Genomic DNA, 26,911 nt, shown 5'->3' with positions numbered 1-26,911 from the left:
AGATGGGAGTAATCAGATGAGTAAGAAGGTATCGATCGGCGCGCTGTTCACATTGATGGCGATCGTCGCTGCCGTGACCTTTTCCATGACCTGGATTTTCTCGATGAATGTATTCGACGATAAGATGTACAACCTCAAGGAACGCGAGGCGATCTACAGCAAGCTCTCCGAAATCGATAAGATATTCCGCAACAACTACGCGGGCGAAATTGACGACAAGGTGCTGATGGATGCGCTCTCCGCCGGTTACGCGCGGGGCAGCGGCGACGCCTATGCGCGCTACTACACCGCCGAGGCGTACCAGAAGGAATCGCAGCAGGCCGAGGGCCGCATCGTGGGCATCGGCGTTGTAACCGAGAAGGACCCCAGCGGATATCTGGTAATCACCGATATTTACCCCGGCTCCACGGCGGAATCCTCCGGATTGCAGGTGGGCGATCTCCTCATCAAGATCGACGATGTGGAGATCAACGCCGAGAACAGCAGCCAGATGCAGGAGCTTCTGCAGGGCGAGGCGGGCACCAAGATCGGCTTGGTGTACCGCCGCGACAACGAGGACGTGACCCTGCCCGATGGCATTACCCGCCGGCATGTGGATATCCCCTCGGTGTTTCCCAAGACGCTGGCGGACGGCATCGGCTATCTGCGCATCTCCGATATTTCGGACACCACCGACGAGCAGTTCATCAAGCAGCTGGAGAAGCTGATCAACGACGGCGCGCGGTCGTTCATCATCGACCTGCGCGGCAACGGCGGCGGCATCTTCGATTCTGCGGTGAAGATTCTCGACCGCATCCTGCCGTCCCAGCCGGTGGTGAGCGCCACCTATAAAAATGGGCGGGTGGAGCAGTTTGAGACGACCGATTCCAAGGTTCTGGATATGCCGATCGTGATCCTCACCAACGAGAAGACTGCCCGCGAGGCGGAGATCATCGCACAGGTGCTCAAGGATTACGGCAAAGCCAAGACGGTGGGTACCCGCACGATGGGAAAAGGGACCAAGCAGGATACCATCAAGCTGACCGACGGCTCGGCGATCATGCTGACCACGGCGGTCTATAAAACTCCCAACAGCGATACATTCAATCTGGTCGGTGTCAAGCCGGATTACGAGGTGAAGCTCAGCCCCGACGAAGAGAAAAACTTCGCGCAGCTGGATGAGAACACCGACCCGCAGATCAAGAAGGCGGTCGAGGTGGTGCAGAGCCTGCTCCGCGCTTCGGATGACCAGGCGGCCAATGCGGGCAGCGATGCCGCTTCCTCAGATTCTTCTTCCGAATCCTCCGCCGCTGAGTAACTTCGGCGCAATCGATGTCCGCCATTTTGACAAGTGGTTGTAAAACAGCAAGTCCCCACAGATAGGAGAGCCTGTCTGTGGGGACTTCTTGTTGATAGCCTGATACAGAAAAAATGATGTATGATGAAGCAAAGCGATCGACGATCTTAAGTAGAGGAGGAAAAGAAATGATGGAATATAAAGTTGATGACCAAATTCTGAACGCCGCCGTGTTTATCCCGTTCGTCAATAGAATATGGCCGGGGGATTACGATGTGGAAAAAACACAGGCCGCATTATCGAAAACGTGGAACATAACTGCTTATGATGATAAACTGCTTGTGGGTTGCCTGCGAATTCTTTCAGACGGCTACTATTTTGGGACAATTACAGAGATACTTGTCCTCCCAGAGTATCAGAAACAAGGAATCGGCAGTAAATTGCTCCAGCTTGCCAGGGAGAGTACCCCGACTATGCTGTATTTTGGGGCGCAGCCGGGAGTGGAAGAATTCTATGAAAAGAATGGATGCCAAAGGGGCTTGCAATCCTACACAATTACAAGAAAAGATCGTGATTAAAGTTTGGGCTTATCAGTTGGAAGCGTGAATGTATTTCTCTGTCTCATGCCATCCAGCAGCAGGCGGCAATTTTTGCGGTTCCCGGTTCAGCAAGGGGTATAATCCACTGCGCCCTTCGCATATACTGGTTTCAAAGCGAGCGGAAGGCGGGAAGTGGATTTGTTTGCGGTATTGCGAATCGAAAAGGGACAAAACAGCGGCCTCTTGTCGCGCGCTGTCCACCGCATCAAGCGGCGGAAGCTCACAGCGCAGCCCATCGACACCCCGTTGGGCGGCTACCTGCTACTCACCGCGTATTCAGAGCGAATCAACTGGGACAAGGTGGAGGCGGTCTGCGGCCGCGCCGCGCACGCACTGGTATTGCCGCCCGGCCTGGAGCCCCCCGAGGGCAGCCTGGCGGCGCGCTTTGAACCGGATGCGCTGCGAGCCCAGCTAATCTGCAACGCCTGCCTGGAGATCATCCACCGCTGCCAGGTTCCGCTCTACCGCAAGGTGGTCACCCTGGTGGACCGGCAGGCGCACTTCACCGACCTGATCCCCGATCTGCTCTGCCAATGCATCACCGTGCGGGTGGTGACCGAACGGGAAGGGGAGTATCGCCGCGTCTCGGAACGCATGATGGAGGAGCTGGGGGCGTCACTGTTGGTCTCCAACCATATGGAAGGCGTGGGCGGCTCCCTGCTGGTGCTCTGTCCCGACGGAGACGGTGCGGAGCGGCTGGCAACCACGGTCCCGGTGCTCACCGGGGGCTGTATCGATCGCCCATCCCCCTGCCGCTTGGTGGGTGATCCGCGCATCAAGCCGGCGAAAGAACTGGCCGGTATCGTCCCTGAGGGCATCGATCCGCTGGATTTTGCCGGGGCGTTTTATCAGCTCGGGCGGTGGAAAGCGGCCGAGCAGCTTCGGGTGGACGCCCTGCGCTGCAAGGGCAACCAGCTTAAACCCGGTGACATCGCGCGCTTTATTGAACAGAGCAATCCGCAGCGGGCAGCGGTTCTCCCCATCAAATAATAAAACTTGGGCTTGACATCGGCGTGACGCTGAGCTATAATGAAATGAAATTGGTAATCCGTGAAGATTTTTGCGGGTTACCAATGGTAGTTTTACACAAAGTTTCGTGGCTGCCACAGCCGGTGGATCACCCCGGAAAGGAAGAGTGAAATTGGCAAAAGAGATTATTCTGACAGCAGAGGGCCTGAAAAATCTTCAGGAGGAGTACGAAAACCTGAAGACCGTCAAACGCAAGGAAGTGGCCGAGAAGATCAAAGTGGCGCGCGGCTTCGGCGATCTTTCTGAGAACAGCGAATATGACGAGGCGAAGAACGAGCAGGCGATCGTAGAGGCCCGTATTGCCGAGGTGGAGGCGATGCTGAAGGTGGCGCGCGTGCTGGATGAGACGGAGATCGCGCACGATACCATCAGTGTGGGGTCCACTGTGAAGCTCAAAGACCTGGAATTTGATGAGATTGAGACCTACTATTTGGTTGGTTCCACCGAGAGCGACCCGATGAACAATAGAATATCCGATGAATCTCCGCTGGGCAAGGCGTTGCTGGGCAAAAAAGTCGGCGAACGCATCAGTGTGGACGCCCCGAGCGGTGAGGTCCCTTACGAAATTCTGGAGGTATCCAGATCTTAAAAAGCCACATCACAGGGATATCAATGCGGGCTATGGAACCATAGCCTGCATTTTTGAGGTTTCGCGCGTGTCATAAAACAGCGGAATAGAACGCTCCGGCGCACAAACAGCCGATTGGCGGCGGACGAGATGGAGGTTAAACAGTATGCAGGAAAACCAAAACCCAAACACCGAGCCCCAGACCGAGGAACTCAACGAACAGCAGCTTTCTGAGATTTTGCAGATTCGCCGCGACAAATTGGCCAAGCTCTGCGAGCAGGGCAAGGACCCGTTCCTGATCACCACCTATGAGCGCGACGCGTTCGCCCAGCAGATCCGCGAGCATTTCGACGAGATGGAGAACCAAAACGTGTGCATCGCAGGCCGTATGATGAGTCGCCGCGATATGGGCAAGGCGAGCTTCCTCGACATCCAGGATCACACCGGCCGGATGCAGGTCTACCTGAAGATCGACCAGGTTGGTGAGGAATCCTACCGGGAGATGAAGGAGTCGTGGGATATCGGCGACATCGTCGGTGTGAAGGGCTATGTGTTCCGCACCCGGCGCGGCGAGATTTCGGTGCATGCCACCGGAATTGTGCTGCTGAGCAAGTCTCTGTTGCCGCTGCCCGAGAAATTCCACGGGCTCAAGGACACCGATACCCGTTACCGCCAGCGTTATCTCGACCTGATCGTCAACCCCGAGGTGAAGGATGTCTTTGTCAAGCGTTCCCGCATCATCACCGAAATCCGCAACTTCCTGGATGGGGAAAACTTCCTTGAGGTGGAGACCCCGGTGCTGCACACCATCGCGGGCGGCGCGTCGGCGCGCCCGTTTATCACCCACCACAACGCGCAGGATATGGACATGTATCTGCGCATCGCGCTTGAGCTCTACCTCAAGCGTCTGATCGTGGGCGGCTTTGACCGCGTCTATGAGATCGGCCGTGTGTTCCGCAACGAGGGTATGGACACCCGCCACAACCCGGAATTTACCCTGCTGGAGCTCTATCAGGCGTACACCGATATCAACGGCATGATGGATATCACTGAGAACCTGATCCGCACGGTGGCCAAAAAGGTGTTGGGCACCGCCCAGATTACCTATGGCGACGTGGAGATCGACCTCGACAAGCCGTTCGAGCGTATCTCCATGGTGGAAGCGGTCCGCAAATATGCGGGCGTCGATTTCGACCAGATTCATACGGTGGAGGAGGCGCGCGCCGCCGCCAAGGAGCACCACATCCAGTACGAGGAACGCCACCTCAAGGGTGATATCCTCAACCTGTTCTTCGATGAGTTCTGCGAAGAACACCTGATTCAGCCAACCTTCCTCATGGGTCACCCGGTCGAAATTTCGCCGCTTGCCAAAAAGGACCCCGCCAACCCCGGCTATGCGCAGCGGTTTGAGCTGTTTATCGTCGGCCGTGAGCACGCGAACGCGTTCTCCGAGCTCAACGACCCGATCGACCAGCGCGAGCGCTTCGAGGCGCAGGCGGCTGCCAAGGCCGCGGGCGACGACGAGGCCTGCGATGTGGATGAGGATTTCCTCACCGCGATGGAGTACGGTATGCCGCCGACAGGCGGCTTGGGTATCGGCATCGACCGGTTGGTCATGCTGCTCACCAACACCGCATCCATCCGCGACGTGTTGTTGTTCCCCACCATGAAGCCGCTGGGCAAATAATCGGCCATCAAAATCCGGATGAAATATTTCATCCGGATTTTTTGCATATTTTTTCGTGTATTTTTCGACTGAATTTTATGATAAAGTCAAAAGAAAGTCCGACTAGATGACATATCAACCAAAAATTAGATGAAAACTCCGGTTGTATTTCTGGAAAGAATGTATTTACATTCATTCCATTGTGTATTATAATAAAGACAACGAACATCCTTTAAGTTGGTCCTGTGAGGCCGGCAAGGTTGACGGTAAAGTGAATAAGGCGTTTTTCCACCGCATTCCACATGGAGGAGAACGCGAGAAGTTTCAGCTTACCAGCAAGCCGGTCCGGTTTTCCTGCCAGGGGAGAATTCGGGCGGCTTTTTTTGTTATTGAATATCAAAAAGGGGAGGTGCGCAGGTGCTCAGGGAAAAAGCGGAGATCATGGACGCGAACGCCATGAGCCGGGCGATCACCAGGGTATCCTTTGAAATTATTGAAAAAAACAAGGGGTTGCAGGACGTCTGCATCATCGGTATTCTTTCGCGGGGGGCTTCTCTCGCTGGCCGCATCGCGAAGCGCATTTCAGAGCTCGAGGGGATGCGGGTGCCGGTGGGCTACCTCGACATCACGCCCTACCGCGATGACCTGCGGCGCAGTCCCGAAGAGGACCGTTCGCAGATCGCTTTCGACGTGACCGGCAAGCGGGTGGTGCTGGTGGACGACGTGATCTACACCGGGCGCAGCGTGCGCGCCGCGATCGACGGCCTGATGGATCGGGGGCGGCCGCAGAAGATTCAGTTGGCGGTGATGGTGGATCGTGGCCACCGCGAGCTGCCGATCCGGCCGGATTTTGTGGGGAAAAATCTGCCCACCTCCGCCGAGGAGAAGGTTAAAGTCTATGTGCAGGAGCGCGATGGCGCGGACCGCGTGGTGATTTTATATGAGGAGGAGGGTGCTCCATGCTGATTCGCAATGCACGGGTGGTCGACCCGCAGAATGGGCTCGATGAGCGGCTCGACCTTCTGGTAAAGGGCGGCAAGGTCGCTGCGATAGGACATTCACTTGCGGCCGACGGCGAACCGGTGCTCGAAGCCGGGGGCTTGGTTGCCTGTCCGGGGCTGATCGACATGCATGTGCATTTGCGCGACCCGGGATTCACCCACAAGGAGGATATCGCGAGCGGCTGCGCGGCCGCGGCCGCAGGCGGCTTTACCGCAGTCGCATGTATGCCGAACACCAAGCCGGTGACCGATTGCCCCGAGGTGCTGCGTTACATTCGGGATCGCGCGAAGGAGACCGGCCTGAGCCGGGTCTATCCGGTTGCGGCGATCACCAAGGGCATGGCGGGCGCCGAATTGACCGACTTCGCAGCCCTGCGGGAGGCGGGCGCAGTCGCGCTGAGCGACGACGGCAAGCCGGTGGAGAGCGACGCGCTGATGGAGGAGGCGATCCGGCGCAGCAGCGAAATGGGGATGTTCATCACCAGCCACTGTGAGGACCTTGCGATCATCGACGGCGGGATCATCCACAAGGGAAGCGTCTCCGAGGCGCTCGGCGTGAAGGGGATGGACCGCCGCAGCGAGGACAGCATCACCGAGCGGGAGTGTCTCCTGGCCGAACGGACGGGGGGGCGCATCCACATCGCGCACGTCTCCACCAGGGGTTCAGTCGAGATCATCCGGAGCGCCAAGGCACGAGGGGTCAGGGTCACGGCGGAGACCGCGCCGCACTACTTGATGATGACCCACGAGCTGCTGCGGACCAGAGATGCGAACTTCCGCATGAACCCGCCGCTGCGTGAGCAGGAGGATGTGGACGCGGTGATGGAGGGGGTACTGGATGGTACGCTCGACTGCATCATCACCGACCACGCCCCTCACGCACCCGAGGAGAAAGCGGATTTCCTACATGCGCCCAACGGCATCGTGGGGCTGGAAACCTCTTTGGCGGCTACATTGACGGTGCTGCATCACCGGCATGGGGCGCCGCTTTCCAAGATTGTGGAGCTGATGTCTGTACATCCAGCGCACATCCTCGGGGTGCCAGGCGGCAGCCTGAGCGTCGGCACTTCCGCAGATATCACCCTGTTCGATCCGGATGAAGCCTGGACGGTGCGGGCCGAACAGTTTAAGAGCAAATCACGCAACACCCCGTTCGAGGGCATGGCCCTCAGGGGGCGCGTGAAATATACCATACGGGACGGTAAGATCATATATCAAGATAGGGAAGAGACGGAGGTAACACCATGAGCTTTGACCGTTTGCTCGAACGAATCGTGGAGACGCAGAACCCCACGGTGGCGGGCCTTGACCCCAAATTGGAATACATCCCCGCGTATCTGCGGGAGGAGCAGTTTCGGCTGCACGGGCGCAACCTGAAGGGCGCGTCCCAGGCGATTCTGGCCTACAACAAGGCGCTCATCGACGCGCTGTGCGACGTGGTGCCTGCGGTCAAGCCGCAGTGCGCTTACTACGAGATGTTCGGCTATGAGGGGATGAAGACCCTCCACGACACCATCCAGTATGCCAAAAGTAAGGGGATGTATGTCATCACCGACGGCAAGCGCAACGATATCGGCACCACCATGGAGGCGTATGCGGTCGCCCATCTCGGAGCGACGTTGGTGGACAGCGAGGAGTTTGAAGCCTTCGGCGGCGACAGCCTCACCGTGAACGGGTATCTCGGCACCGACGGCGTCGCGCCGCTGGTGAAGCTGTGCAACGAGCGGGATAAGGGCATCTTTGTGCTCTGCAAGACCTCCAACAAATCGTCGGGCGAGTTGCAGGACCGGCAGATCGGCGATATGCCGGTGTACCGCGTGATGGGCGAGATGTGCGAGCACTGGGGCGCAGATGCCATGGGCCGTTACGGCTATTCCGCGGTGGGCGCGGTGGTGGGAGCCACCTACCCCGAACAGTTGGAGGAGCTGCGCCGGGCCATGCCGCACACCTTCTTCCTGGTGCCGGGCTACGGCGCGCAGGGCGGCGGCGCCTGGGATGTCCTGGGTGCGTTCGACGAGCGGGGGCTCGGCGCGATCGTCAACTCGTCGCGCGGCATCCTCTGCGCATGGCAAAAGGAGGGCTGCGCTGAGCAGGAGTTCGCTGCGGCCGCACGGCGCGAGGCGCTGCGGATGAAAGAAGATATCACACAACACCTGCCGGCCATCACATTACCATAAATTTGACAGATCGGGGAGTGGCGGCAGCCACGGGAAAAAGGGGAGATATTATGTCGTACGAACAGACAACCAGCAAGGCCATCCTGCTTTTGGAGGACGGCACGGTCTTTGAAGGAAAATCCTTTGGCGCGGCGGGCACCGCTGTGGGCGAGGTGGTGTTTACCACCAGCGCGGTCGGCTTTCAGGAGACGATCACCGATCCAAGTTACTTTGGTCAGATCATCACGCAGACCTTCCCGCTCACGGGCAATTATGGGATGAACGCGGCGGACAGCGAGTCCGACCGCGCGCACGCCACCGGCTATATTGTCCGCGAATGGTGCGAGCAGCCGTCCAACTTCCGCTGCGAGGAGACGATCGACGCCTTCCTCAAGGCGCAGGGCGTGATCGGCCTCTACGACATCGATACGCGTGCGTTGACCGCTCATCTGCGCGAACAGGGCACGATGAACGGGGTCATCACCAACGATATGGCGGCCGACCGGGCCGAGCTGCTGAAGATGGCAAAGAGTTTCCGCATCCAACAGTCGGTGCAGGCTGTCTCGGTCACAGAGCTCAAGCGGTATTCTGCAACCGGCGAGCGGGTGGGCGAGGTCGCCGTCTACGACTTCGGCTGCCTCAGAAGCATCATCGACGCGTTCAACGGGCGCGGCTACGATGTGACGCTGCTGCCGTGGAACACCCCTGCCGATCAGGCGGCTGCCCTCGCGCCGGACGGCATCGTCCTGGCTGGGGGCCCCGGCAACCCAGAGGACTGCGGGGAGCTGCTCCCCAGCATCCGCGCCTTGATGGGCAGCGGTATCCCGGTTATGGGCATCGGTCTGGGCCACCAACTGATGGCGCTGGCGGTCGGTGCACAGGTGAAAAAGCTCCCGCACGGCCACCGCGGCGGCAGCCAGCCGGTGGTAGACAGCGGCATCGGCAAGACGTTTGTCACCTCGCAGAACCACGGCTATGCGGTGGATGAGGGGAGCCTGCCCAAATCGGAGGGCGAGGTGTTCTGCCGCAACATCAACGATAAGACCTGTGAAGGCATTTCTTACAAGAAATCTCCCGCGTTTTCCATCCAGTTTCACCCCGAAGCGTTCACCGGCACGGGCGATAAGCACTACTACGTGGGGCGGTTTATCAATATGATGAATGCGGGAGGGAACAGATAATGGGACTGCGCAGCGATATTAAAAAAGTATTGGTGATCGGCTCTGGCCCGATTGTGATCGGCCAGGCAGCGGAATTTGATTATGCGGGCACCCAGGCATGCCGGGCGCTCAAGGAGGAGGGCCTGGAGGTCGTTCTGGTAAACTCCAATCCCGCCACCATCATGACTGATAAAGCGATGGCGGATAAAATCTACATCGAACCCCTCACCCTGGATGTGGTGAAAAAGATCATCGAAATTGAAAAGCCGGACAGCGTGCTGTCCACTCTGGGCGGACAGACTGGCCTGACCCTCTCGATGCAGCTCGCCAAGGAGGGTTTCCTCGACGCGCAGGGCGTGAAGCTCCTGGGCGCTAACCCCGAGACGATCGACAAGGCGGAGGACCGCCAGATTTTCAAGGATACGATGGAGTCGATCGGCGAGCCCTGCATCCCCTCTCAGGTGGAAGAGACGGTCGAGGGCGCGCTCGCGTTTGCGGAGGAGATCGGTTATCCGGTGATTGTGCGTCCGGCGTTTACATTGGGCGGCACCGGTGGCGGCATTGCGGCCACGCCGGAGGAGCTGCACGAGATCGCGGAAAACGGCTTGCGGCTTTCCCCCATCACCCAGGTGCTCATCGAAAAGTGCATCTCGGGCTGGAAGGAGATCGAGTTCGAGGTCATCCGCGACCGCAACGGCAACTGCATCACCGTCTGTTCGATGGAGAACGTCGATCCGGTGGGGGTGCACACCGGCGACTCGATCGTGGTCGCGCCCGCTGTGACCCTTTCCAACCGCGAGTACCAGATGCTGCGCACCGCGGCGCTCAACATCGTCAATGCGCTGGGGGTCGAGGGCGGCTGCAACTGCCAGTTCGCCCTGTACCCCGACAGTTTTGAATATGCGGTGATCGAGGTTAACCCGCGCGTCTCCCGTTCCTCGGCGCTGGCCTCCAAGGCGACCGGCTATCCCATCGCCAAGGTGGCGACCAAGATCGCCATCGGATACACCCTCGACGAGATCGTCAACGCGGTCACCGGCACCACCTATGCCTGCTTTGAGCCGGCCATCGACTACATTGTGGTGAAGTTCCCGAAGTGGCCGTTTGATAAATTTGTCTACGCCAAGCGTACACTGGGTACCCAGATGAAGGCCACCGGCGAGGTGATGGCGATCGGTACCAGCTTCGAGCACGCCATGATGAAGGCTGTCCGTTCGATCGAGCTGGGGATCAACACCATGAACCTGCCCAAGCTCAAGGGGCTCACCGACGAACAGATTGAAGCGAAGCTGCACGACTGCGACGACGAGCGTATCTTCGTGGTGTATGAGGCGCTGAAGCGCGGCGTCTCGCCCGATATCATCTTCGATATCACCAAGATCGATCGTTGGTTCCTGTACAAATTGTTGCATCTGTGCCAGTTGGAGGCGGAGCTCGCCGAAGGCGAGCTGACCCAGGAGAAATATATCACCGCCAAGAAATACGGATTCCTCGATTCCACCATCGAGCAGCTTTCCGGCCAGAAGGTGGAGCACCCGCGCGCAGCGAGCTACAAGATGGTGGACACCTGCGCCGCGGAGTTCGCCGCGCAGACCCCTTACTTCTACTCCACCTTCGATGAGGCCAACGAGGCCAAGGAGCATATCGAGCAGAACCACACAGGCAAAAAGAAGGTGATCGTGTTCGGCTCTGGCCCGATCCGCATCGGCCAGGGCATCGAGTTTGACTACTGCTCGGTGCACTGTGTCTGGGCGCTCAAGGAGGCCGGATACGAGGCGATCATCGCCAACAACAACCCCGAGACGGTCTCCACCGACTTCGACACCTCCGACCGGCTCTACTTCGATCCCCTCACCCCAGAGGATGTGGATTCGGTGCTCGCCACCGAGCAGCCGGACGCGGTGGTGGTGCAGTTCGGCGGCCAGACCGCGATCAAACTTACCAAGTATCTGCAAAAGCGTGGGGTGAAGATCCTCGGCACCAGTGCGGACAGCATCGACGCGGCGGAGGACCGCGAGCGGTTCGACGAGCTGCTGGAGAAGTGCGGCATCCCCCGTCCGCAGGGCCACACCGTGTTCACCGCAGAGGAGGCGATCGCCTCCGCCAACGACCTAGGCTATCCGGTGCTGCTGCGCCCCTCCTATGTGCTGGGCGGCCAGAACATGATCATCGCCCACAGCGACGCGGACGTGACCGAATACATGGGTATCATCCTGTCGCAGCATATCGACAACCCGGTTCTCATCGACAAATACCTGATGGGTACCGAGGTGGAGGTGGATGCGATCTGCGACGGCACGGATTACCTCATCCCCGGCATCATGGAGCATATCGAGCGCGCGGGCGTCCACTCGGGCGACTCCATTTCGGTCTATCCCGCGCGCACTCTGTCCCCGCGCATCCGTGAGACGATCATCGATTACACCGGCAAGCTCGCCAAGGCGCTGGATGTGGTGGGTCTGGTCAACATCCAGTATGTTGTCTACAACGACGCGGTGTACGTGATCGAGGTCAATCCCCGCTCCTCCCGCACCGTGCCTTATATCAGCAAGGTCACCGGCGTACCGATGGTGGATCTTGCCACTAAAATTATGTTGGGCGCATCCCTGAAATCGCTGGGCTACGGCACCGGCCTCTATCCGGAAGGGGATTATATCGCGGTCAAGGTGCCGGTGTTCAGCTTTGAGAAGCTGCACGACCTCGACACCCAGCTCGGCCCTGAGATGAAATCCACCGGCGAGGTGTTGGGCATCGCCAAAACCTTTGAGGAAGCGCTTTACAAGGGCCTGGTGGCGGCCGGATACAAGATGAAGCGCGGCGGCGGGGTGCTGCTCTCGGTGCGCAGCAGTGACCAACAGGAAATTATCCCCATCGCAGAGAAGTTTGAACGGATCGGTTTCACCCTGTATGCCACCCCCGGTACCGCGCTCAACCTTAACCGCCATATGGTGGCCTGCAACTCGGTCCGCAAGATCGGGGAGGGCAAGCCGGATGTGATGGATCTGATCGAAAGCGGCAAGATTGACTATGTCATCTCCACCTCGGCCAAGGGCCGCGATCCGCACCGCCAGTCGGTGCAGATCCGCCGCAAGGCGGTGGAGCGGAGCATCTGCTGCTTCACCTCGCTGGACACCGCCAACGCGATGGCGGACTGCCTGGCGCTGGGTAAAACGATCGATGATATGCATTTTGTGGATATCACCAAGCTGTAAATAAAAAATGACCGCCCTTCTAATGGCTCAACAGGCCAGGGAAGGGCGGTTTTGCGGTTATGCGGCGATTTCTTCGGTGTTGCAGCGCACAAATACCACATCGAACAGGCGGATCGCTGCGGCCAGCAGCACAAACAGGCTTGCGATATAGTTGAGATGGGAGGAACAGCGGGAGACGGGCGTCTGATCGGAGGTGTCCAGGTTTTGTTCAGTCAGCCGGAAAAAATACAGCACCGCCAGCAGCACCATCAGGTTGGAGGTGAAGCGCGGCGGAAAGAGGTCGGGAAAGCAGGCTGAGGACGATTCGTCGAGGCTGCCGCAGATGAGCTGCCGGCGTTGTTCGCTGAGCGTTCCATGGGAGAGCGCCACCGCGCCGAGGATCAACTGAATTTTTGACAGCGATTGGTCGAGAAGGTCGGCCTGCTCCTGAACTTCCGCAGGGAGAACTGAGTCTTGCATGATCCATAACACCGCCTTTTAGGGGATTAATTCATCATATACGCCCGCGCGTCGATTGTTTCCTCCTGAAAAATAAAAAAGCCCGGAGCGCTCAGCGCCGGGCTTGAGAGTGGTTATCTTGTTGAGATGAAGCGAGGAAAAAGGGAACGCCTTTTTGGCGGAGCCTCCGCTGATAGATGGGGGAGAGCCCGTCGTCGGTCACCAAACGATCGACCTTATCCAAACCGCAAACTCGGGCCAGCGTGGGACGGCCGAATTTGGAGTGATCCGCAGCCACATAGACCTGGTCCGCAATCTGCGTCACCAGCCGTTTGATGACCGCATCGGTGTAATCGGAATGGGAGAGGCCGTAATCCGGGTCGATCGCATCCACGCTCAGAATGGCTTTGTCGAGGTGGATATTTTTGAGAAATTCGACGGCTAGGGTGCCCATCAGCAGATGGTGCCCCCCCTCCCGTTTGATGCCCCCAGTCACAATCAAGGTGCTACTGGGGTGGAACTCCACCATGCTGGCGATCACCAGATCACAGGTCACTACGGTGAGATCGCGGTGGGTGTGTAACCGTTTGGCAATTTCAAAGGCCGTGGTTCCCACATCTAGGAAGACGCGGTCCCCGTTGGAGATATAGCTCGCCATGTGTTCTGCAATGCTTTTCTTTTCCTCGAGATGTGGTATGTCGAATTGAGATGAAGTGAAACCGCGCTCAGCGGTCAGGCGCGTCCCGGCGAGGACCGCTCCGCCGTGAGTGCGTTCGATGTACCCTTCGGTCTCCAATTCCGCGAGATCGCGCCGCACTGTGGCCTCCGACACCAAAAAGACATTGGACAGCTCCCGGATTTGCGCGCAGCCGTTTTGCAAAATGTAGCCGAAGATTCGCTTTTTCCGTTCCGCCGGAATGATGTTCGGTCTGAAATCTCCGATTCTTTTCATGGTCTCCTCCTGCTCACTGCCCGGCGTCGCGCAGGCATCCACCAGCCCGGTTGCGAAAACTATCGCGGCGAACGGACAGAATCTGAAAGAACGGCTTTCTGTTCCAGCCCAAAACGGATACTGACGCCGACCAGCGCCAATATCGTCAAAACAGCAAGGATCATGCGAAGAATTTGGCTAAACACCATGGAGATTGACATTCCTGCGAAACCACAGACCATAACCAGTTTAACCGATCCGATCCACCACAGGCGGGAACGAACGATCCTTCCGGTCTGCCTCGCAGTCAGGCCGGAGCGGACCGCGCGCACCTGCGGCAGCCAGCGGATCCAACACAGCAGCACCGAAATCAACAGAGAAAACACAAGGCTTACCACATTTGCCACACGGTGGGGAGCCATGCGTTCCGAGCCCCAGAGGATCGCCAGAAAAACCAGCCAGCCGAGATAAATCAGGCAGGTAGCCAGCTCAAGATATTCCAAAGCGCGCCTGTAGTTGTTGTTTTTTCTCATGCCGTAGCCCCTCCCCGTTGTCCTGTTATGCTGTCGAATCGTGATGATAAAGCGACCGCCTCTACGGTTATTACGCCATGAGCGCAGAGCGCAAATGGTATCATTGCACATATGGGCCGGAGCGCCGGGAAGGCGCGGTGGCCTGCGCATAAGTATAATAGCTGCTTTGCGGTTATTATATCACGAATTCGATGAAAAGCGACCACTTCGGATCGATTTTTAGGAAGATAGACATCGGGATGTAAAAAGCTCTGCTTGCCAGCAGAGTTTCGACAGGAGAGGGCAGTCCCACACGGGGGTGCAGCTTACGCATTAGGCCTATTCGCTTTGCGCCGCTGCCTTTCAGCAGGTTGCCAAATCATATCGCTTGCTTTCCGATCATTGCCGTCGAGCCGGAAACATCCTCAACACCAGTCTCCGGCCGGGCTTTCCATCGGGACAAAATCTCGAGCAAAGATCAGAGCCTTGCATAGAAATTCGTTCCGATTTATTGTTATTATACCATAACAGGATAATATTGGCAACAAAAGTCGAGCAATTCAGATAAATTTCGACAAAAAACGGCGGACTACCAAACAGTCCGCCGCAATCTCACCGATTTGCAAGCAACGCTTTGATTTTTTCATGCGGATCGATGATGGTGCTTACCGAGACATCGTGATTGATCGCCGCAATGAAATAGGCGATATATTTTGATACGTCTACCTCGTGGAACCATTCGCGCTGGCGCAGATCCGGGGTGCGATAGGTCAGGTTGGTGCCGAACACCCCGTCTATGATTCCCTGTTCGTAGGCCTTGTCGAACGCTTCCAGCCCGTTGGTGTAAATGGCGTAGGTCGCATAAGCGAGAATGCGCTTGGCCTTGTGCTTTTTCAGCTCATAGGCGATGTCCAGCATCGATTCGCCCGAGGAGATGATATCGTCTGCGATAAAGACATCCTTGCCCTCCACCGAGGCGCCCAGATATTCGTGTGCCACAATCGGGTTGCGGCCGTTCACCACGCGGGAGTAGTCGCGGCGCTTATAGAACATGCCCAAATCCACGCCGAGCACCGAGGCATAGTACATGTTGCGGCTCATGGCGCCTTCATCGGGGCTGACCACCATAAAATGATCCCGGCTGAGGTCCAGATGATCGATCGAGCGCAACAACGCTTTGAGCACCTGGTAGCTGGGCATGACGTTGTCGAAGCCCATCAATGGGGTCGCATTCTGCACGCGCGGGTCGTGTGCGTCGAAGGTGATGATGTTGCTGACCCCCATGTTTTGCAGCTCCTGCAGCGCTACCGCGCAGTCGAGCGATTCGCGGTAGTTGCGGCGGTGCTGGCGGCTGCCGTAGAGCAGCGGCATGATCACGCTGATGCGGTGTGCCTTGCCGCTGGCCGCCTGAATCAGACGCTTGAGGTCCTGGAAATGGTCGTCGGGGGACATGCAGTTCTGCATACCGAACAGCTTATAGGTGCAGCTGTAGTTCCCCACATCCACCAGAAAGAACAGGTCGTCGCCGCGGATGGTCGATTTGATGAGCCCTTTTCCATCCCCGGAAGAAAAACGCGGGCATTCGCTGTCCACAATAAAGGTGTCGCGGTCGATGCCGCCATCCTTTGCCCACTTTACCAGATGCGCGTTGATCTTATCGGCTAATTCACGTGCGCCCTCGGTCGCGATGATCCCCAGTGGGGCGACCCGGTCCTCAGAACTGAAAATATCCTGTGCCTCAATTTGCTGCGTCATGTCTCCACACTCCTTCTGTTCAATTCTATCCTATCTTCTCCAAAAAATCAACCAAAAACGACGGGAAAAACCATCAGCCTTTCTGGATTTTTTACCTATTTTTTGCGGATTATTCACAAAGCGTATCAAATTGAAAAACAGATGTTGAGATTCATCTGGGGCAGTGCTACAATATATTGTGTTCAATGAAAATCAATGGCAATTGAGGTGCATCAAAATGAAAATAGGAAAGAACGCGATCACCGTTTTGGAGAGGCGTTATTTAATTAAAGACGAAAACGGCGAGGTTGTGGAGACGGTGGACGAGTTGTTCGACCGCGTTGCGGGCGCGATCGCCGGGGCCGACAGCCTGTATAACACCGATGCGGATCGACAGGCGCTGGCGGAGGAATTCCGCGAGCTGATGACCAGCCTGGAGTTTCTCCCCAACTCCCCCACGCTGATGAACGCTGGGCGGCCGCTGGGCCAGCTTTCAGCCTGCTTTGTGCTGCCGGTGGAGGACAGCATGGAGGCTATCTTTGAGGCCATCAAGCAGGCGGCGCTGATCCACAAATCGGGCGGAGGCACCGGCTTTTCCTTCTCCCGCCTGCGGGCCTCGGGCAGCACGGTCAAGACCACCGGCGGCGTGGCCTCCGGCCCGGTGAGCTTCATGCGGGTGTTCAACATGGCCACCGAGGCGGTCAAGCAGGGCGGCACCCGGCGCGGCGCCAACATGGGCATCCTGCGCGTCGATCATCCGGATATCCTGGCGTTTATCGACTGCAAGAAAAACAACGCGGACATCACCAATTTCAACATTTCAGTGGGCATTACAGAGGAGTTCATGGAGGCCGCGATCGCAGGGCGGGATTACGCCTTATACGACCCCCGCACCAGGCAGGAGGTCGGCCGCCTGAATGCAAAAGAGGTGTTCGACCGCATTGTGGACGGTGCATGGCGCAACGGGGAACCGGGCATCATCTTTTTGGACCGGCTCAACCGCGACAACGTGGTGCCGGGGCAGGGACAGATCGAGAGCACCAACCCCTGCGGCGAGCAGCCGCTGCTGCCCTACGAGTCCTGCAATCTGGGGTCGATCAATCTGGTGACGGTGCTGCGCCGCATGGACGACGGCAGCTTTGTCATCGACTACGACAAGCTCGGCCGGATCGTCAAATTGGCGGTACACTTCTTAGACAATGTGATCGACGTCAACAAATATCCGCTCGAGATCATCGACAAGACCACCAAGGCCACCCGCAAGATCGGCCTCGGCGTGATGGGGTGGGCCGACATGCTGTTGCGCATGGGCATCCCCTACAACTCGGAGGCGGCGGTTGAGCTGGCTGGGCGTGTGATGGGCTTCATCACCGAAACAGGCCGGCAGGAGAGCCGCGAGCTCGCCAGGGCGCGCGGCAGCTTCCCGCTGTTTGCAGAGAGCATCTATGCGGACGGCGAGCCGCTGCGAAACGCCACTGTCACCACCATCGCGCCCACCGGCACCCTGTCTATCCTGGCGGGCTGTTCGTCCGGGGTCGAGCCGGTGTTTGCGTTCGCCTATATCCGCAATGTGATGGACGGCACCGAGATGATCGAAGTCAACCCGGTGCTCAAAGAGGTTCTCACTGAGCGCGGGCTTTATTCGGACGAGCTGATGAAAAAGGTCATCGAGGCGGGCTCGCTTCAGCACATCGATGAGATACCGGACGACATCAAGCGGGTGTTCGTCTGCTCGCACGACATCAGCCCCCTGTACCACGTCAAAATGCAGGCGGCGTTCCAGCAGCACACCGACAACGCCGTCTCCAAGACGGTCAACTTCACCCACGATGCGACGCGGGAGGACGTGGCTGAGGTCTATCTACAGGCCTATCGGCTGGGCTGCAAGGGGGTCACCATCTACCGCGATGGAAGCCGCGACAGCCAGGTGCTCAACATCGGCCATGTCAAAAAGGAGGACGCCCCCGCCGCACCTGCGGGCGGCTACCGCACCGACATCACCCCGCGCCCGCGCCCGGAATCGGTCTACGGCATGACCGAGCGGATGAAGATCGGTTGCGGCAACCTGTATGTCACGGTCAATTACGATGAGCACGGCATTTGTGAGGTGTTCACCAACACTGGCAAGGCGGGCGGCTGCCCGTCCCAGTCGGAGGCCACCGCGCGGCTGGCGTCGGTCGCGCTGCGTTCGGGCGTGAGTGTGGACGAGGTGATCGACCAGCTCAAGGGCATCCGTTGCCCCTCCACCATCCGCCAACCGGGGATGAAATGCACCTCCTGCCCGGATGCGATGGCCAAGATCATCCGCAAGGTCGCGGATTACCAGAAGATGCTGGCGGAGCACGGTGCCGGCGCCGTGGAGGAGAATCCAATTCAGAAGGTCAACGCAAAGCTCGAGGCGGACGCGGAGCGCTACCAGAAAACCGCAAAGTACTGCCCCGAATGCGGCGCTGAAATGGAGCACGAAGGCGGCTGCGTATCCTGCCGTTCCTGTGGTTATTCCAAGTGCAACTGAGATTATATTCACTGCATATGGGCGGGCCCCGGCACATCGGGCCCCGCCCTTTTCCGCGCGAAAGGAGGACGACCGGGTTGACAACTGAAGCTGTGGAACAATGCCTGCGGAAAGCCGGCATTCCCCGCTGGGGGGTATGCGCCTTTGCCGACCTGCCGCCGCTGCTGCCCTGCCGGGCGGCCGCGCGCCTGCCGGAGGGGGCGCGCAGCGTGGTGGTTTGCCTGTTTCCTTACTATGTCGGGGAGTACCCCGACCGCAACCTCTCCCGTTACGCCATCGTGGACGATTACCACACGGTGACGCGCGCGATGCTGGAGGATGCCGCTGCACGTCTGTGCGGTGCGTTTCCGGGGCACCGCTTTGAGCCGTTTGTGGACAGCAGCCCGGTGCGCGAGGTGGCGGCTGGTTGGCGTGCGGGCCTCGGCTTCATCGGCCGCAATGGGCAGTTGATCGCGCCCGAATACGGTTCCTATTGCTTCCTCGGCGAGATCGTCACGACTCTGGAGCTCCCGCCCGCAGTTCCGTCGAGACAAACCTGCGGCGGGTGCCGGCGATGTGTCGAGGCGTGCCCGGGCGGCGCGCTCAGCGGGGACGGAGGTCTGGAATTGTCCCGCTGCCGGTCCCATATCACCCAAAAGAAGGGGGAGCTCACGGAGTGGGAGCAGCGGGCAATCGCAGAGGGCGGGTTCGCCTGGGGGTGCGACCGCTGTACCGATGTTTGCCCACACAACCAAAATCCGAGGTGCACCCCGATCAAAGGATTTTACCGCGATATTGTGCATAAACTAACCCTGGAGAACTGCCGCGCGCTCTCCAAAACGAGGGCGTACGGCTGGCGGGGCGCGGCTGTGTTGGAGCGCAATCTCCGGCTGTGCCAGGGGGAAGCCCCGGTGGGAAAAGAGTGAGGCGGGCTTGCCCCGCGGCGGGACGCTGTGCTATAATAACCGCAAACCAAAAGGCTTAGTCCTTTTGGTTGCCCGCGCTTCGCGCGGATGCGGCGCAGTTGCGCCGCAATGCGGTTCTTTCAGCGGAAACGGGTCCCGCCTGTAGGGCGGCCAATCGTTTTGCAACGATTGCAAAAGCGGCTTCTCCGCTTTTGCCCCGCTTTATGCTATAATAACCGCAAGCGGTTATTATAAATTGATGGCCAAAGCGATCCGCGCGCTGCGCGACAGCGGCGTGGCTGTGGGCTATGCCGCAGAACCTAATGACAGAAACAACAGCCGCCTTCGGGCGCGGCCGGCCTGTCCGGCAACAATGGGGAGTGAACACGGTTGGAGATCTTATCAGAAGAGCAATACGGCGAGTATGAGGCGTTTGTTGCGAACCACCCGCAGGGCGGGTTCACCCAGAGCGCCGACTGGCGCAAGGTGAAAAACAATTGGGGCTGGGAGGCGGTCGTATCGCGCGATGCCAGCGGCAAAATTGTGGGTGCGTGCGGTGTGCTGGTGCAGCAGATCCCGCTGATCGGCATCTCGTTTTTGTACGCGCCGCGCGGCCCGGTGTGCGACCTGCACGACAGGGCGGTGCTCGCCGACCTCAAAGCGGGCGTCGATGCGCTTGCCAAAAAACACCGTGCGCACACCTTTAAGATGGACCCGGATGTGCTGATGAGCGACAGCGAGTTTATCTCCATCGCCAAGGGGCTGGGCTTTCGGCAGTTTGCGGGCCCGGAAGGGTTTGAGACCATCCAGGCGCGGTTCAACTACCGCCTGTATCTCGGCGGCCGCAGCGAGGAAGAGCTGTTCGCCAACCTGACCCAGACCACCCGGCGCAAGGTGCGCATCGCCATGCGCAACGGGGTGGAGGTCCGTCCGGTGGGACAGGAGTATCTGGACGAGTTTGTCCGCATCATGCGGGTGACGGGGGAGCGCGACGGTTTCAACGTGCGCCCCAGGTCCTATTTTGTGCGGATGCTCGACGCGCTGGGAGAGCATGTGCGGCTGTATATGGGCTTTTATCAGGGCACGCCGGTGTGCGGTGCGATTTCCACCAACTATGCGGGCAAGGTGTGCTATGTCTACGGCGCGTCCGACAACGTCCACCGCGACGTGATGCCCAACTATTTGATGCAGTGGGAGATGATCCGCTGGGCGGTTGAGACCGGCTGCACAGTGTACGACTTCCAGGGCGTCTCCGGTATTCTGGAGGAGGGGCACCACATGTACGGCCTCTACCGCTTCAAAAAGGGGTTCAACGGCCAGTTGGATGAGCTGGCCGGCGAGTTCGATTACGTCTACCGGCCGCTGGCCTGCCGGATGACCGATGCTGCGATTGCAGCCAAGGAAAAGCTGGATGCGATCAAGCGGAGAGGGAAGGGCAATCGTTGATATGATGGAAAAACAGACGCCGCTTTTTAAAGCGGTTTCCGCTTATCTGGCGCGGGATGCGTCCCGCTTTCACATGCCGGGGCACAAGGGCTTCCCCGCGAACCGCAGCGGCGAGCGTTTGCCGTTTGGCGGAGCAGAGCGGTACGATATCACTGAGGTGGAGGGCGCAGATAGCCTGTACGAGGCGGACGGCGCGCTGCGCGCGCTGGAGGAGGCCTATGCCAAGCTGTACGGCTCCAAGCGCACCCTGCTCTCGGCGGGTGGGGCGACGCTCTGCATCCAGACGATGCTGGCGCTGGTGGCGAAGCCGGGCGGTCGGGTGCTTGCAGGGCGCAACCTGCACACGTCGGCTGTCAGTGCGATGGCGCTGCTGGGGCTCACCCCGGTATGGATCTACCCGGACGGCGCCGCGGGCTGCGGCATGGGCGGGCGCATCCGTCCGGAGGAGGTGGAGGAGTGCCTGCGCGGGGACGCGGGGGTCTGCGCGGTGTACATCACCAGCCCGGACTACTTCGGGGTGCTCAGCGACGTCGGGGAGATCGCCCGCATCTGCCGGTTCTACCGCGTGCCGCTGCTGGTGGACAACGCCCACGGCGCTCATCTGAAGTTTCAAACGCCCAGTTTGCACCCCATCGATCTGGGGGCGGACCTCTGCTGCGATTCGCTGCATAAAACCCTGCCTGTGCTCACCGGCGGGGCGCTGCTGCACATCGGCAACCCGCGCTACATACCGGCGGCCAAACAGAAGATGGCGCTGTTCGGCTCCACCAGCCCGAGCTATCTGATCCTGCTTTCGATCGACCGCTGCGCCGCCTACCTGGAGTGCGGACATGTGGCGGAGGAATTCGCCGCGGTGCGCGACCGGGTCAAGGAGCTGGAGCAGCTCGCGGTGCAAAAGGGGTTCGTACCCTTGACCGGCCCGCGCGATTATACCAAGCTGGTGCTCTCGGTCTACAACTGGGGGCTCACCGGCGCGGAATTCGGCGCGCGCCTGCGCGAAGCGGGTATCGAGCCTGAATATGTCAGCGGACATTGGGCGGTGCTGATGGCCAGCCCTGAAAACACCGGCGGGGACTACCGGCGGGTGAGTAAGTTTTTAAATGCTTGGGATCTGCCTTCGGTAGGGGGGGAGGAGTATTATCCGGTGCCGCGCTTGGAAGCGGCGCTTTCCCTGCGCGACGCAATCTTCGCACCGAGCGAAACCGTCCCGGTGGAAAACAGCGAGGGGCGGGTGGCAGCTTCGATGGTCTGCCCTTGTCCGCCGGGTATCCCGGTGGTCATGCCGGGAGAAAAAATTAACCGCGACGCGGTGAATCTTTTGAAAACAAGTGGAAACTCGATCGTAAAAGTGATATTATAAAGGTGGAAAAACCAAAACAGCCGCAGCGCGGCGATTCGACCGACAAGGAGGTATTCTGATGAAACTGATTCTTGCAATTGTATCGAGCGACGATGGTTCAATCGTGTCCTCGGAGCTGACCAAGGCCGGCTTTTCGGTCACGAAGCTCGCCACCACCGGCGGCTTCCTGATGAGCGGCAACACCACCTTTTTGGTGGGTACTGATGACGAAAAGGTCGATACGGTCATTGATATCGTGGGTACCTACAGCAAGAAGCGCAAACAGATGGTACCCTCCTCTGCCTCCTATGGCGTGGGGATGTGCACCTCCTTTCCGGTGGAAGTCACGGTGGGCGGCGCGACCATCTTCGTGCTGAACGTCGAAAAATTTGAAAAGCTGTAAAGTCTGAGATGAACAACCGATTGTTACAAGCCTTTTATGGCAATGAAAAAGCAAAAGCAACGCTCGCCTTGGGCTGGAAAGGCGGGCGTTTGCCTCATGCAGTGCTTTTGGAGGGGGAGAGTGGAGCGGGCAAAAAGACCTTTGCGCGCCTGATTGCCGCCGCCGCTGTTTGTTCCGGGGAGGAGCGCCCCTGCGGCGTTTGCCGCCACTGCGCCAAGGCGATGGAGGGCGTCCACCCCGACATCCGGCTGATCGACGGCGGGGAGTCGGCCAAGAACCTGAATGTGGACGCCATCCGCGAGATCCGCTCGTCGGCAAGCGTGCGGCCCAACGAGGCCGAGCGCAAGGTGTATATCCTGGCCGATGCGCAAAATATGACGGTGCAGGCGCAGAACGCGCTGCTCAAGGTGCTGGAGGAGCCGCCCAAAGGGGTGGTGTTTGTCCTCACCTGCGAAAACCGCTCCGCCCTGCTCGAGACTATCCTTTCCCGTGTGACCCTGGTGCGCATCGAGAACCCGCCACCCGCGCTGTGTGAACAGGTGCTGCACGAGCTGGCGCCCGGACACGGCGAGGAGGAGTACCGCCTGGCCGCCGATGTGTTCGATGGGAACATCGGCCGTGCGGCTGCCAGCCTGGGCGACGCCGGATTCCGCCGGATTGTAGACGGAGCGGACGCCATCGCCAAAGCTGCGGTGCAGGGCACCGAATACGACCTGTTGGAGCAGCTCGCCGCATTTGAAAACGATAAGGACAGCTTTCGCGCCTGTCTGCGCCGGGTAAAAGCTGTGTTCGCCGACCTGCTGCGGCGCAAATATCTCCCGGAGCAGCGGCGGGATGCGCTGGGTTCGGGAATCTCCGCATTGCAGTGCGAACGGATTGTTGCTATAATAGAGGCAGCGTTGCAGATGATGGAGCAGAACATGGGCTATCCGCTCGCTTCGGTGTGGCTGTGTTCCCAGATAAAAAGCGCGCTGAATCGTTAAAAAGAAACGGGCCGGCTGTCGGCCGGTCCTGTGGGAGGAAATACATGGCAAATATCGTTGGAGTTCGTTTTAAAAATGTCGGCAAGGTCTATTACTTCGATCCGGACGGGCTCGACCTGGAGATGGGTCAGTGCGTGATCGTGGAGACCGCACGCGGCGTGGAGTGCGGCGAGGTGGCGATGCCGCTGCGCACCATCGAGGACGGCGAGACCCCCAAGCCGCTCAAAAAAGTGATCCGCGCGGCCAACAGCGACGATCTGGCGCAGATCGAACGCAACCGGCAGCGGGAGCAGCAGGCGTTTTCCATCTGCGAGGCCAAGATCGCGGCGCACAAGCTGGATATGAAGCTAGTGGATGTGGAATACACCTTCGATAACAACAAAATCTTGTTCTATTTCACCGCCGACGGCCGGGTGGATTTCCGCGATCTGGTCAAGGATTTGGCGTCGGTTTTCCGCACCCGCATTGAGCTGCGGCAGATCGGCGTGCGCGATGAAGCGAAGATGCTGGGGGGGCTGGGCATCTGCGGTAGACCGTTCTGCTGCTCCACCTTCCTGGGGGAGTTCCAGCCGGTGTCCATCAAGATGGCCAAGGAGCAGGGCTTGTCGCTCAATCCCACCAAAATTTCGGGCACCTGCGGGCGGCTGATGTGCTGCCTCAAATATGAACAGGAGGCCTATGAGGACCTGCTGCGCCGCACCCCCAAGCAAGGGGCGGCGGTCAATACGCCGGAAGGGCGCGGTACGGTGGTGGAGGTAAATCTGCTCACCGGCATCCTCAAGGTCAAGATCGACAAATCGGACGGCGCCGCGCGCACCTTCACCAAGGATCAGGTCAAGGTGATCCGCGACCAGTCCCGCGGGGAGCGCGGCGACAACTCCACCCACAAGGGGCGGGAGGAAAAATGAGCCGCGCCGATTTTTCTTAGATTAATTGCACAATTACGGTTGCAAATTTTGCAAACTGTGGTACAATGATCTTGAATCTTTTTTGGAGGTGTTACCATTGGCATATTGCATCAGTGATGAGTGCCTGAACTGCGGCGCGTGCGAGGCTGAATGCCCTGTTTCCGCGATTTCCGCTGGCGATGGCAAATATGTGATCGATCCGGATACTTGCATCAGCTGCGGCGCGTGCGAGGGTGTTTGCCCGGTCGGAGCTCCCCACGAGGCGTAAGTTCTGTACATGTGACAAACGGCAGGGGATGCTTGCGCCGCCCGCTCAGGAGGAGGTTTTGGTTCTATTTGGGACAAGACCCGTTGTGAAGGGTTGCGGCGCATGGATCTAAAACAGAATTCGCAAGAGGGGGCACCATTTTTATAATGGTGCTCCCTTTTACATTCTGAAAAAAGCGGCACAGCCTCCTGGCTGCACCGCTTTTCTGACTATCTGTGGGGATGGATCCGCTGAATGCTGACCGGTTATTCAAAGTCGAATAGGCGGCGGATATCGATTTCCAACGCATCTGCGATGCAAAACAGCGTATCGACACTGGTAAAGGATTTTCCGTTCGGTGATTCGATGCGGTTGATCTGTTCGCGCGATAAGAAAACCATGGAGGCAAGCTCCTCCTGGCTCAGTTCACGAAGATTGCGATAATATGCGATCTTCAATCCAACTTTTTTGATACGATCTATATTTTTAATTTCATCATCCCCTAAATTATAACTATTTATAAGTTTACCTCGAAATTAATATCATATAAATGACAGAAAATGCAATAAATATGATTGGTTTTGTCACTTTGTTTCTTGACAAAGGGAAAAATGTCTTGTAAAATATTATTATGTTAAATATTGGAATTGTTTCAAATATTATCATGCGTTATGAAAAAATCAATCGAACCATGAGGGCACTCATCACAAACCCCACCAGATCGCCGGTGAGTGCAGAGGGGAGGGTGTGGCGCGTCTTCTGTACCTGCGTCGCTCCGTAGTAGACCGCAATTGTGTAAAATGTAGTCTCGGTGGAACCCTGCATCACGCTGGCTACCCGACCGATCGTGGTATCCGGGCCGTAGCTTTGCAGGATATCCTGAAAAATCGCCATAGCGCCGCTACCCGAGATCGGCCGCAGGATCGCCAGCGGCAGCACCTCGCGCGGAAGCTGCAACAGGGAGGCCACAGGGGAGAGAACCCAGGTTAGGATATCCAGCGCCCCCGACGCTTTGAACATCCCCACAGCGGTCATCAGCGCCACCAGCGCGGGCATAATGCGCATCGAAGTCATCAGACCTTCTTTGGCGCCGTCCAGGAAACTTCCGAACACGTCCACCCGACGGAACAGCCCGTAAAATAAAATCCCGCCCATCACGGCGGGGATGATGTAGTCAGAGAGTCTAGCCATGTGCACCTCCCCGGCGCGGCCGTGCGAGCTCTGGCAAACCGTTGCGCGTGGTGTGAGAGAGCAGTTTCGCCATCACCAACACCGAGATCACAGAACAGATCGAGGTGACCCAAACCGCCGGCAGGATGTCAAACGGAGCGGCGGCCCCTGCCTGCAAGCGCAGCGCGGCGGTGGTGGTTGGAATCAACTGAAGGCTTGCAGTGTTGAGCACCACAAAGGTGATCATGTAATTGCTTGCCACAGAGGGGGTGGGGTTAAGCAGCTCAAGTTCGCGCATTGCTGCGATACCCAGCGGGGTGGCCGCGTTGCCCAGGCCCAGCAGGTTGGCGGCGACATTCATCGAGATAGCCTTTGCTGCGCGGCTGTCAGGGTCCAGGCCGCGGAACAGCAGACGGAGGACGGGAGAAAAAAAGCGGCTGAATTTTTGGGTCAGTCCCGATTTCTCTGCGACATTCATCAGGCCGCTCCACAGGCACATCACGCCGGCCAGGCCGATCACCAGGGTGATTGCTTTCCCACTTTCGCTCAGCGCGGCGGCGGACACTTCCCCAATGCGCCCGTTGGCGATTCCCAGTACGACCGAAAGCAGGATCATTCCGCTGAAGATCCAGGTCATCATGGCGGTTTCAACTCCTCAATTGTACTCTTGGCTACAGAATATGATACGAAATGACAGAATATGAATAATTTGTTAAACTTAAATTTTGAAGAAA

At 58.5% G+C, this 26,911-nt stretch carries 25 protein-coding genes; 18 read left to right on the top strand and 7 right to left on the bottom strand.

Annotation, left to right across the window (positions count from 1 at the left end; translation table 11 throughout):
• Window positions 1-16: 16 nt before the first annotated feature.
• The 10 genes from H8711_RS02230 (at window position 17) to carB (ending at window position 12,667) form a co-directional block, all read left to right on the top strand.
• Window positions 17-1,297 (top strand): S41 family peptidase, encoded by a 1,281-nt coding sequence (locus H8711_RS02230; protein ID WP_249281894.1) that lies wholly within the window; start codon window positions 17-19, stop codon window positions 1,295-1,297.
• Window positions 1,298-1,464: 167 nt separating this feature from the next.
• Window positions 1,465-1,854 (top strand): GNAT family N-acetyltransferase, encoded by a 390-nt coding sequence (locus H8711_RS02225; protein WP_343253304.1) that lies wholly within the window; start codon window positions 1,465-1,467, stop codon window positions 1,852-1,854.
• 159 nt (window positions 1,855-2,013) lie between these two features.
• Window positions 2,014-2,865: a hypothetical protein gene (locus tag H8711_RS02220; RefSeq protein WP_249281893.1), complete on the top strand. Its 852-nt coding sequence runs from the start codon at window positions 2,014-2,016 to the stop codon at window positions 2,863-2,865.
• A gap of 145 nt (window positions 2,866-3,010) precedes the next feature.
• A complete protein-coding gene (gene greA, locus H8711_RS02215; protein ID WP_249281892.1) occupies window positions 3,011-3,493 on the top strand; it encodes a transcription elongation factor GreA in 483 nt (160 codons plus the stop codon).
• A gap of 145 nt (window positions 3,494-3,638) precedes the next feature.
• Window positions 3,639-5,159 carry a lysine--tRNA ligase gene (gene lysS, locus H8711_RS02210; RefSeq protein ID WP_249281891.1) on the top strand — a complete coding sequence of 507 codons (1,521 nt, stop codon included), beginning with the start codon at window positions 3,639-3,641 and terminating at the stop codon, window positions 5,157-5,159.
• 396 nt (window positions 5,160-5,555) lie between these two features.
• Window positions 5,556-6,104: a bifunctional pyr operon transcriptional regulator/uracil phosphoribosyltransferase PyrR gene (pyrR, locus tag H8711_RS02205; protein WP_343274340.1), complete on the top strand. Its 549-nt coding sequence runs from the start codon at window positions 5,556-5,558 to the stop codon at window positions 6,102-6,104.
• A complete protein-coding gene (locus H8711_RS02200; RefSeq protein WP_249281890.1) occupies window positions 6,098-7,387 on the top strand; it encodes a dihydroorotase in 1,290 nt (429 codons plus the stop codon). Before pyrR ends, H8711_RS02200 begins: the two co-directional genes overlap by 7 nt.
• Window positions 7,384-8,316: an orotidine-5'-phosphate decarboxylase gene (gene pyrF, locus H8711_RS02195; protein WP_249281889.1), complete on the top strand. Its 933-nt coding sequence runs from the start codon at window positions 7,384-7,386 to the stop codon at window positions 8,314-8,316. The genes H8711_RS02200 and pyrF overlap by 4 nt, the downstream gene beginning before the upstream one ends.
• Before the next feature lie 50 nt (window positions 8,317-8,366).
• Window positions 8,367-9,476, top strand: coding sequence for a carbamoyl phosphate synthase small subunit (locus H8711_RS02190; RefSeq protein ID WP_249281888.1), 1,110 nt, complete (start codon window positions 8,367-8,369; stop codon window positions 9,474-9,476).
• Entirely contained in the window at window positions 9,476-12,667 is a 3,192-nt protein-coding gene (carB, locus tag H8711_RS02185) for a carbamoyl-phosphate synthase large subunit (RefSeq protein ID WP_249281887.1), read from the top strand. The genes H8711_RS02190 and carB overlap by 1 nt, the downstream gene beginning before the upstream one ends.
• Window positions 12,668-12,724: 57 nt before the next feature.
• Here the strand turns inward: carB and H8711_RS02180 are convergent, their stop codons facing one another.
• The 4 genes from H8711_RS02180 to H8711_RS02165 form a co-directional block, all read right to left on the bottom strand.
• A complete protein-coding gene (locus tag H8711_RS02180; RefSeq protein WP_249281886.1) occupies window positions 12,725-13,126 on the bottom strand; it encodes a hypothetical protein in 402 nt (133 codons plus the stop codon).
• Between the two features lie 91 nt (window positions 13,127-13,217).
• Window positions 13,218-14,057, bottom strand: coding sequence for a DeoR/GlpR family DNA-binding transcription regulator (locus H8711_RS02175; RefSeq protein WP_249281885.1), 840 nt, complete (start codon window positions 14,055-14,057; stop codon window positions 13,218-13,220).
• Between the two features lie 59 nt (window positions 14,058-14,116).
• Window positions 14,117-14,569 (bottom strand): hypothetical protein, encoded by a 453-nt coding sequence (locus tag H8711_RS02170; protein ID WP_249281884.1) that lies wholly within the window; start codon window positions 14,567-14,569, stop codon window positions 14,117-14,119.
• Between the two features lie 591 nt (window positions 14,570-15,160).
• Window positions 15,161-16,303, bottom strand: a complete 1,143-nt coding sequence (locus H8711_RS02165) for a ribose-phosphate pyrophosphokinase (RefSeq protein ID WP_249281883.1) — start codon at window positions 16,301-16,303, stop codon at window positions 15,161-15,163.
• 217 nt (window positions 16,304-16,520) lie between these two features.
• Here H8711_RS02165 and H8711_RS02160 point away from each other — a divergent pair, with 217 nt between their 5' ends.
• The 8 genes from H8711_RS02160 to H8711_RS02125 all read left to right on the top strand — a co-directional run bounded on the left by H8711_RS02160 (window position 16,521) and on the right by H8711_RS02125 (window position 25,028).
• Window positions 16,521-18,797 (top strand): vitamin B12-dependent ribonucleotide reductase, encoded by a 2,277-nt coding sequence (locus H8711_RS02160; RefSeq protein WP_249281882.1) that lies wholly within the window; start codon window positions 16,521-16,523, stop codon window positions 18,795-18,797.
• A 77-nt stretch (window positions 18,798-18,874) separates the two neighbouring features.
• A complete protein-coding gene (locus H8711_RS02155; RefSeq protein ID WP_249281881.1) occupies window positions 18,875-19,702 on the top strand; it encodes an epoxyqueuosine reductase in 828 nt (275 codons plus the stop codon).
• A 369-nt stretch (window positions 19,703-20,071) separates the two neighbouring features.
• Window positions 20,072-21,127 carry a lipid II:glycine glycyltransferase FemX gene (locus H8711_RS02150; protein ID WP_249281880.1) on the top strand — a complete coding sequence of 352 codons (1,056 nt, stop codon included), beginning with the start codon at window positions 20,072-20,074 and terminating at the stop codon, window positions 21,125-21,127.
• Window position 21,128: 1 nt separating this feature from the next.
• Entirely contained in the window at window positions 21,129-22,487 is a 1,359-nt protein-coding gene (locus H8711_RS02145; protein ID WP_249281879.1) for an aminotransferase class I/II-fold pyridoxal phosphate-dependent enzyme, read from the top strand.
• Window positions 22,488-22,545: 58 nt separating this feature from the next.
• Window positions 22,546-22,869, top strand: a complete 324-nt coding sequence (locus H8711_RS02140; protein WP_249281878.1) for a cyclic-di-AMP receptor — start codon at window positions 22,546-22,548, stop codon at window positions 22,867-22,869.
• 8 nt (window positions 22,870-22,877) lie between these two features.
• Window positions 22,878-23,852 carry a DNA polymerase III subunit gene (locus H8711_RS02135; protein ID WP_283245799.1) on the top strand — a complete coding sequence of 325 codons (975 nt, stop codon included), beginning with the start codon at window positions 22,878-22,880 and terminating at the stop codon, window positions 23,850-23,852.
• A 44-nt stretch (window positions 23,853-23,896) separates the two neighbouring features.
• Window positions 23,897-24,760: a PSP1 domain-containing protein gene (locus H8711_RS02130; RefSeq protein ID WP_249281876.1), complete on the top strand. Its 864-nt coding sequence runs from the start codon at window positions 23,897-23,899 to the stop codon at window positions 24,758-24,760.
• 97 nt (window positions 24,761-24,857) lie between these two features.
• Complete coding sequence (locus H8711_RS02125) at window positions 24,858-25,028, top strand: DUF362 domain-containing protein (RefSeq protein WP_249281875.1); 171 nt, start codon at window positions 24,858-24,860, stop codon at window positions 25,026-25,028.
• Window positions 25,029-25,273: 245 nt separating this feature from the next.
• Here the strand turns inward: H8711_RS02125 and H8711_RS02120 are convergent, their stop codons facing one another.
• From H8711_RS02120 to H8711_RS02110, 3 genes are all read right to left on the bottom strand, one after another.
• Entirely contained in the window at window positions 25,274-25,528 is a 255-nt protein-coding gene (locus tag H8711_RS02120) for a helix-turn-helix transcriptional regulator (RefSeq protein WP_425516018.1), read from the bottom strand.
• A gap of 148 nt (window positions 25,529-25,676) precedes the next feature.
• Window positions 25,677-26,198, bottom strand: coding sequence for a spore maturation protein (locus H8711_RS02115; RefSeq protein ID WP_249281873.1), 522 nt, complete (start codon window positions 26,196-26,198; stop codon window positions 25,677-25,679).
• Entirely contained in the window at window positions 26,191-26,817 is a 627-nt protein-coding gene (locus H8711_RS02110; protein WP_249281872.1) for a nucleoside recognition domain-containing protein, read from the bottom strand. Before H8711_RS02110 ends, H8711_RS02115 begins: the two co-directional genes overlap by 8 nt.
• Window positions 26,818-26,911 lie beyond the last annotated feature (94 nt).

It is taken from the genome of Ligaoa zhengdingensis, assembly GCF_014384885.1.
Taxonomy (GTDB): Bacteria; Bacillota; Clostridia; order Oscillospirales; family Ruminococcaceae; genus Ligaoa; species Ligaoa zhengdingensis.
The sequence above is the reverse complement of the archived record's forward strand: the minus strand, read 5'-3'. Positions and strand labels throughout refer to the sequence as shown.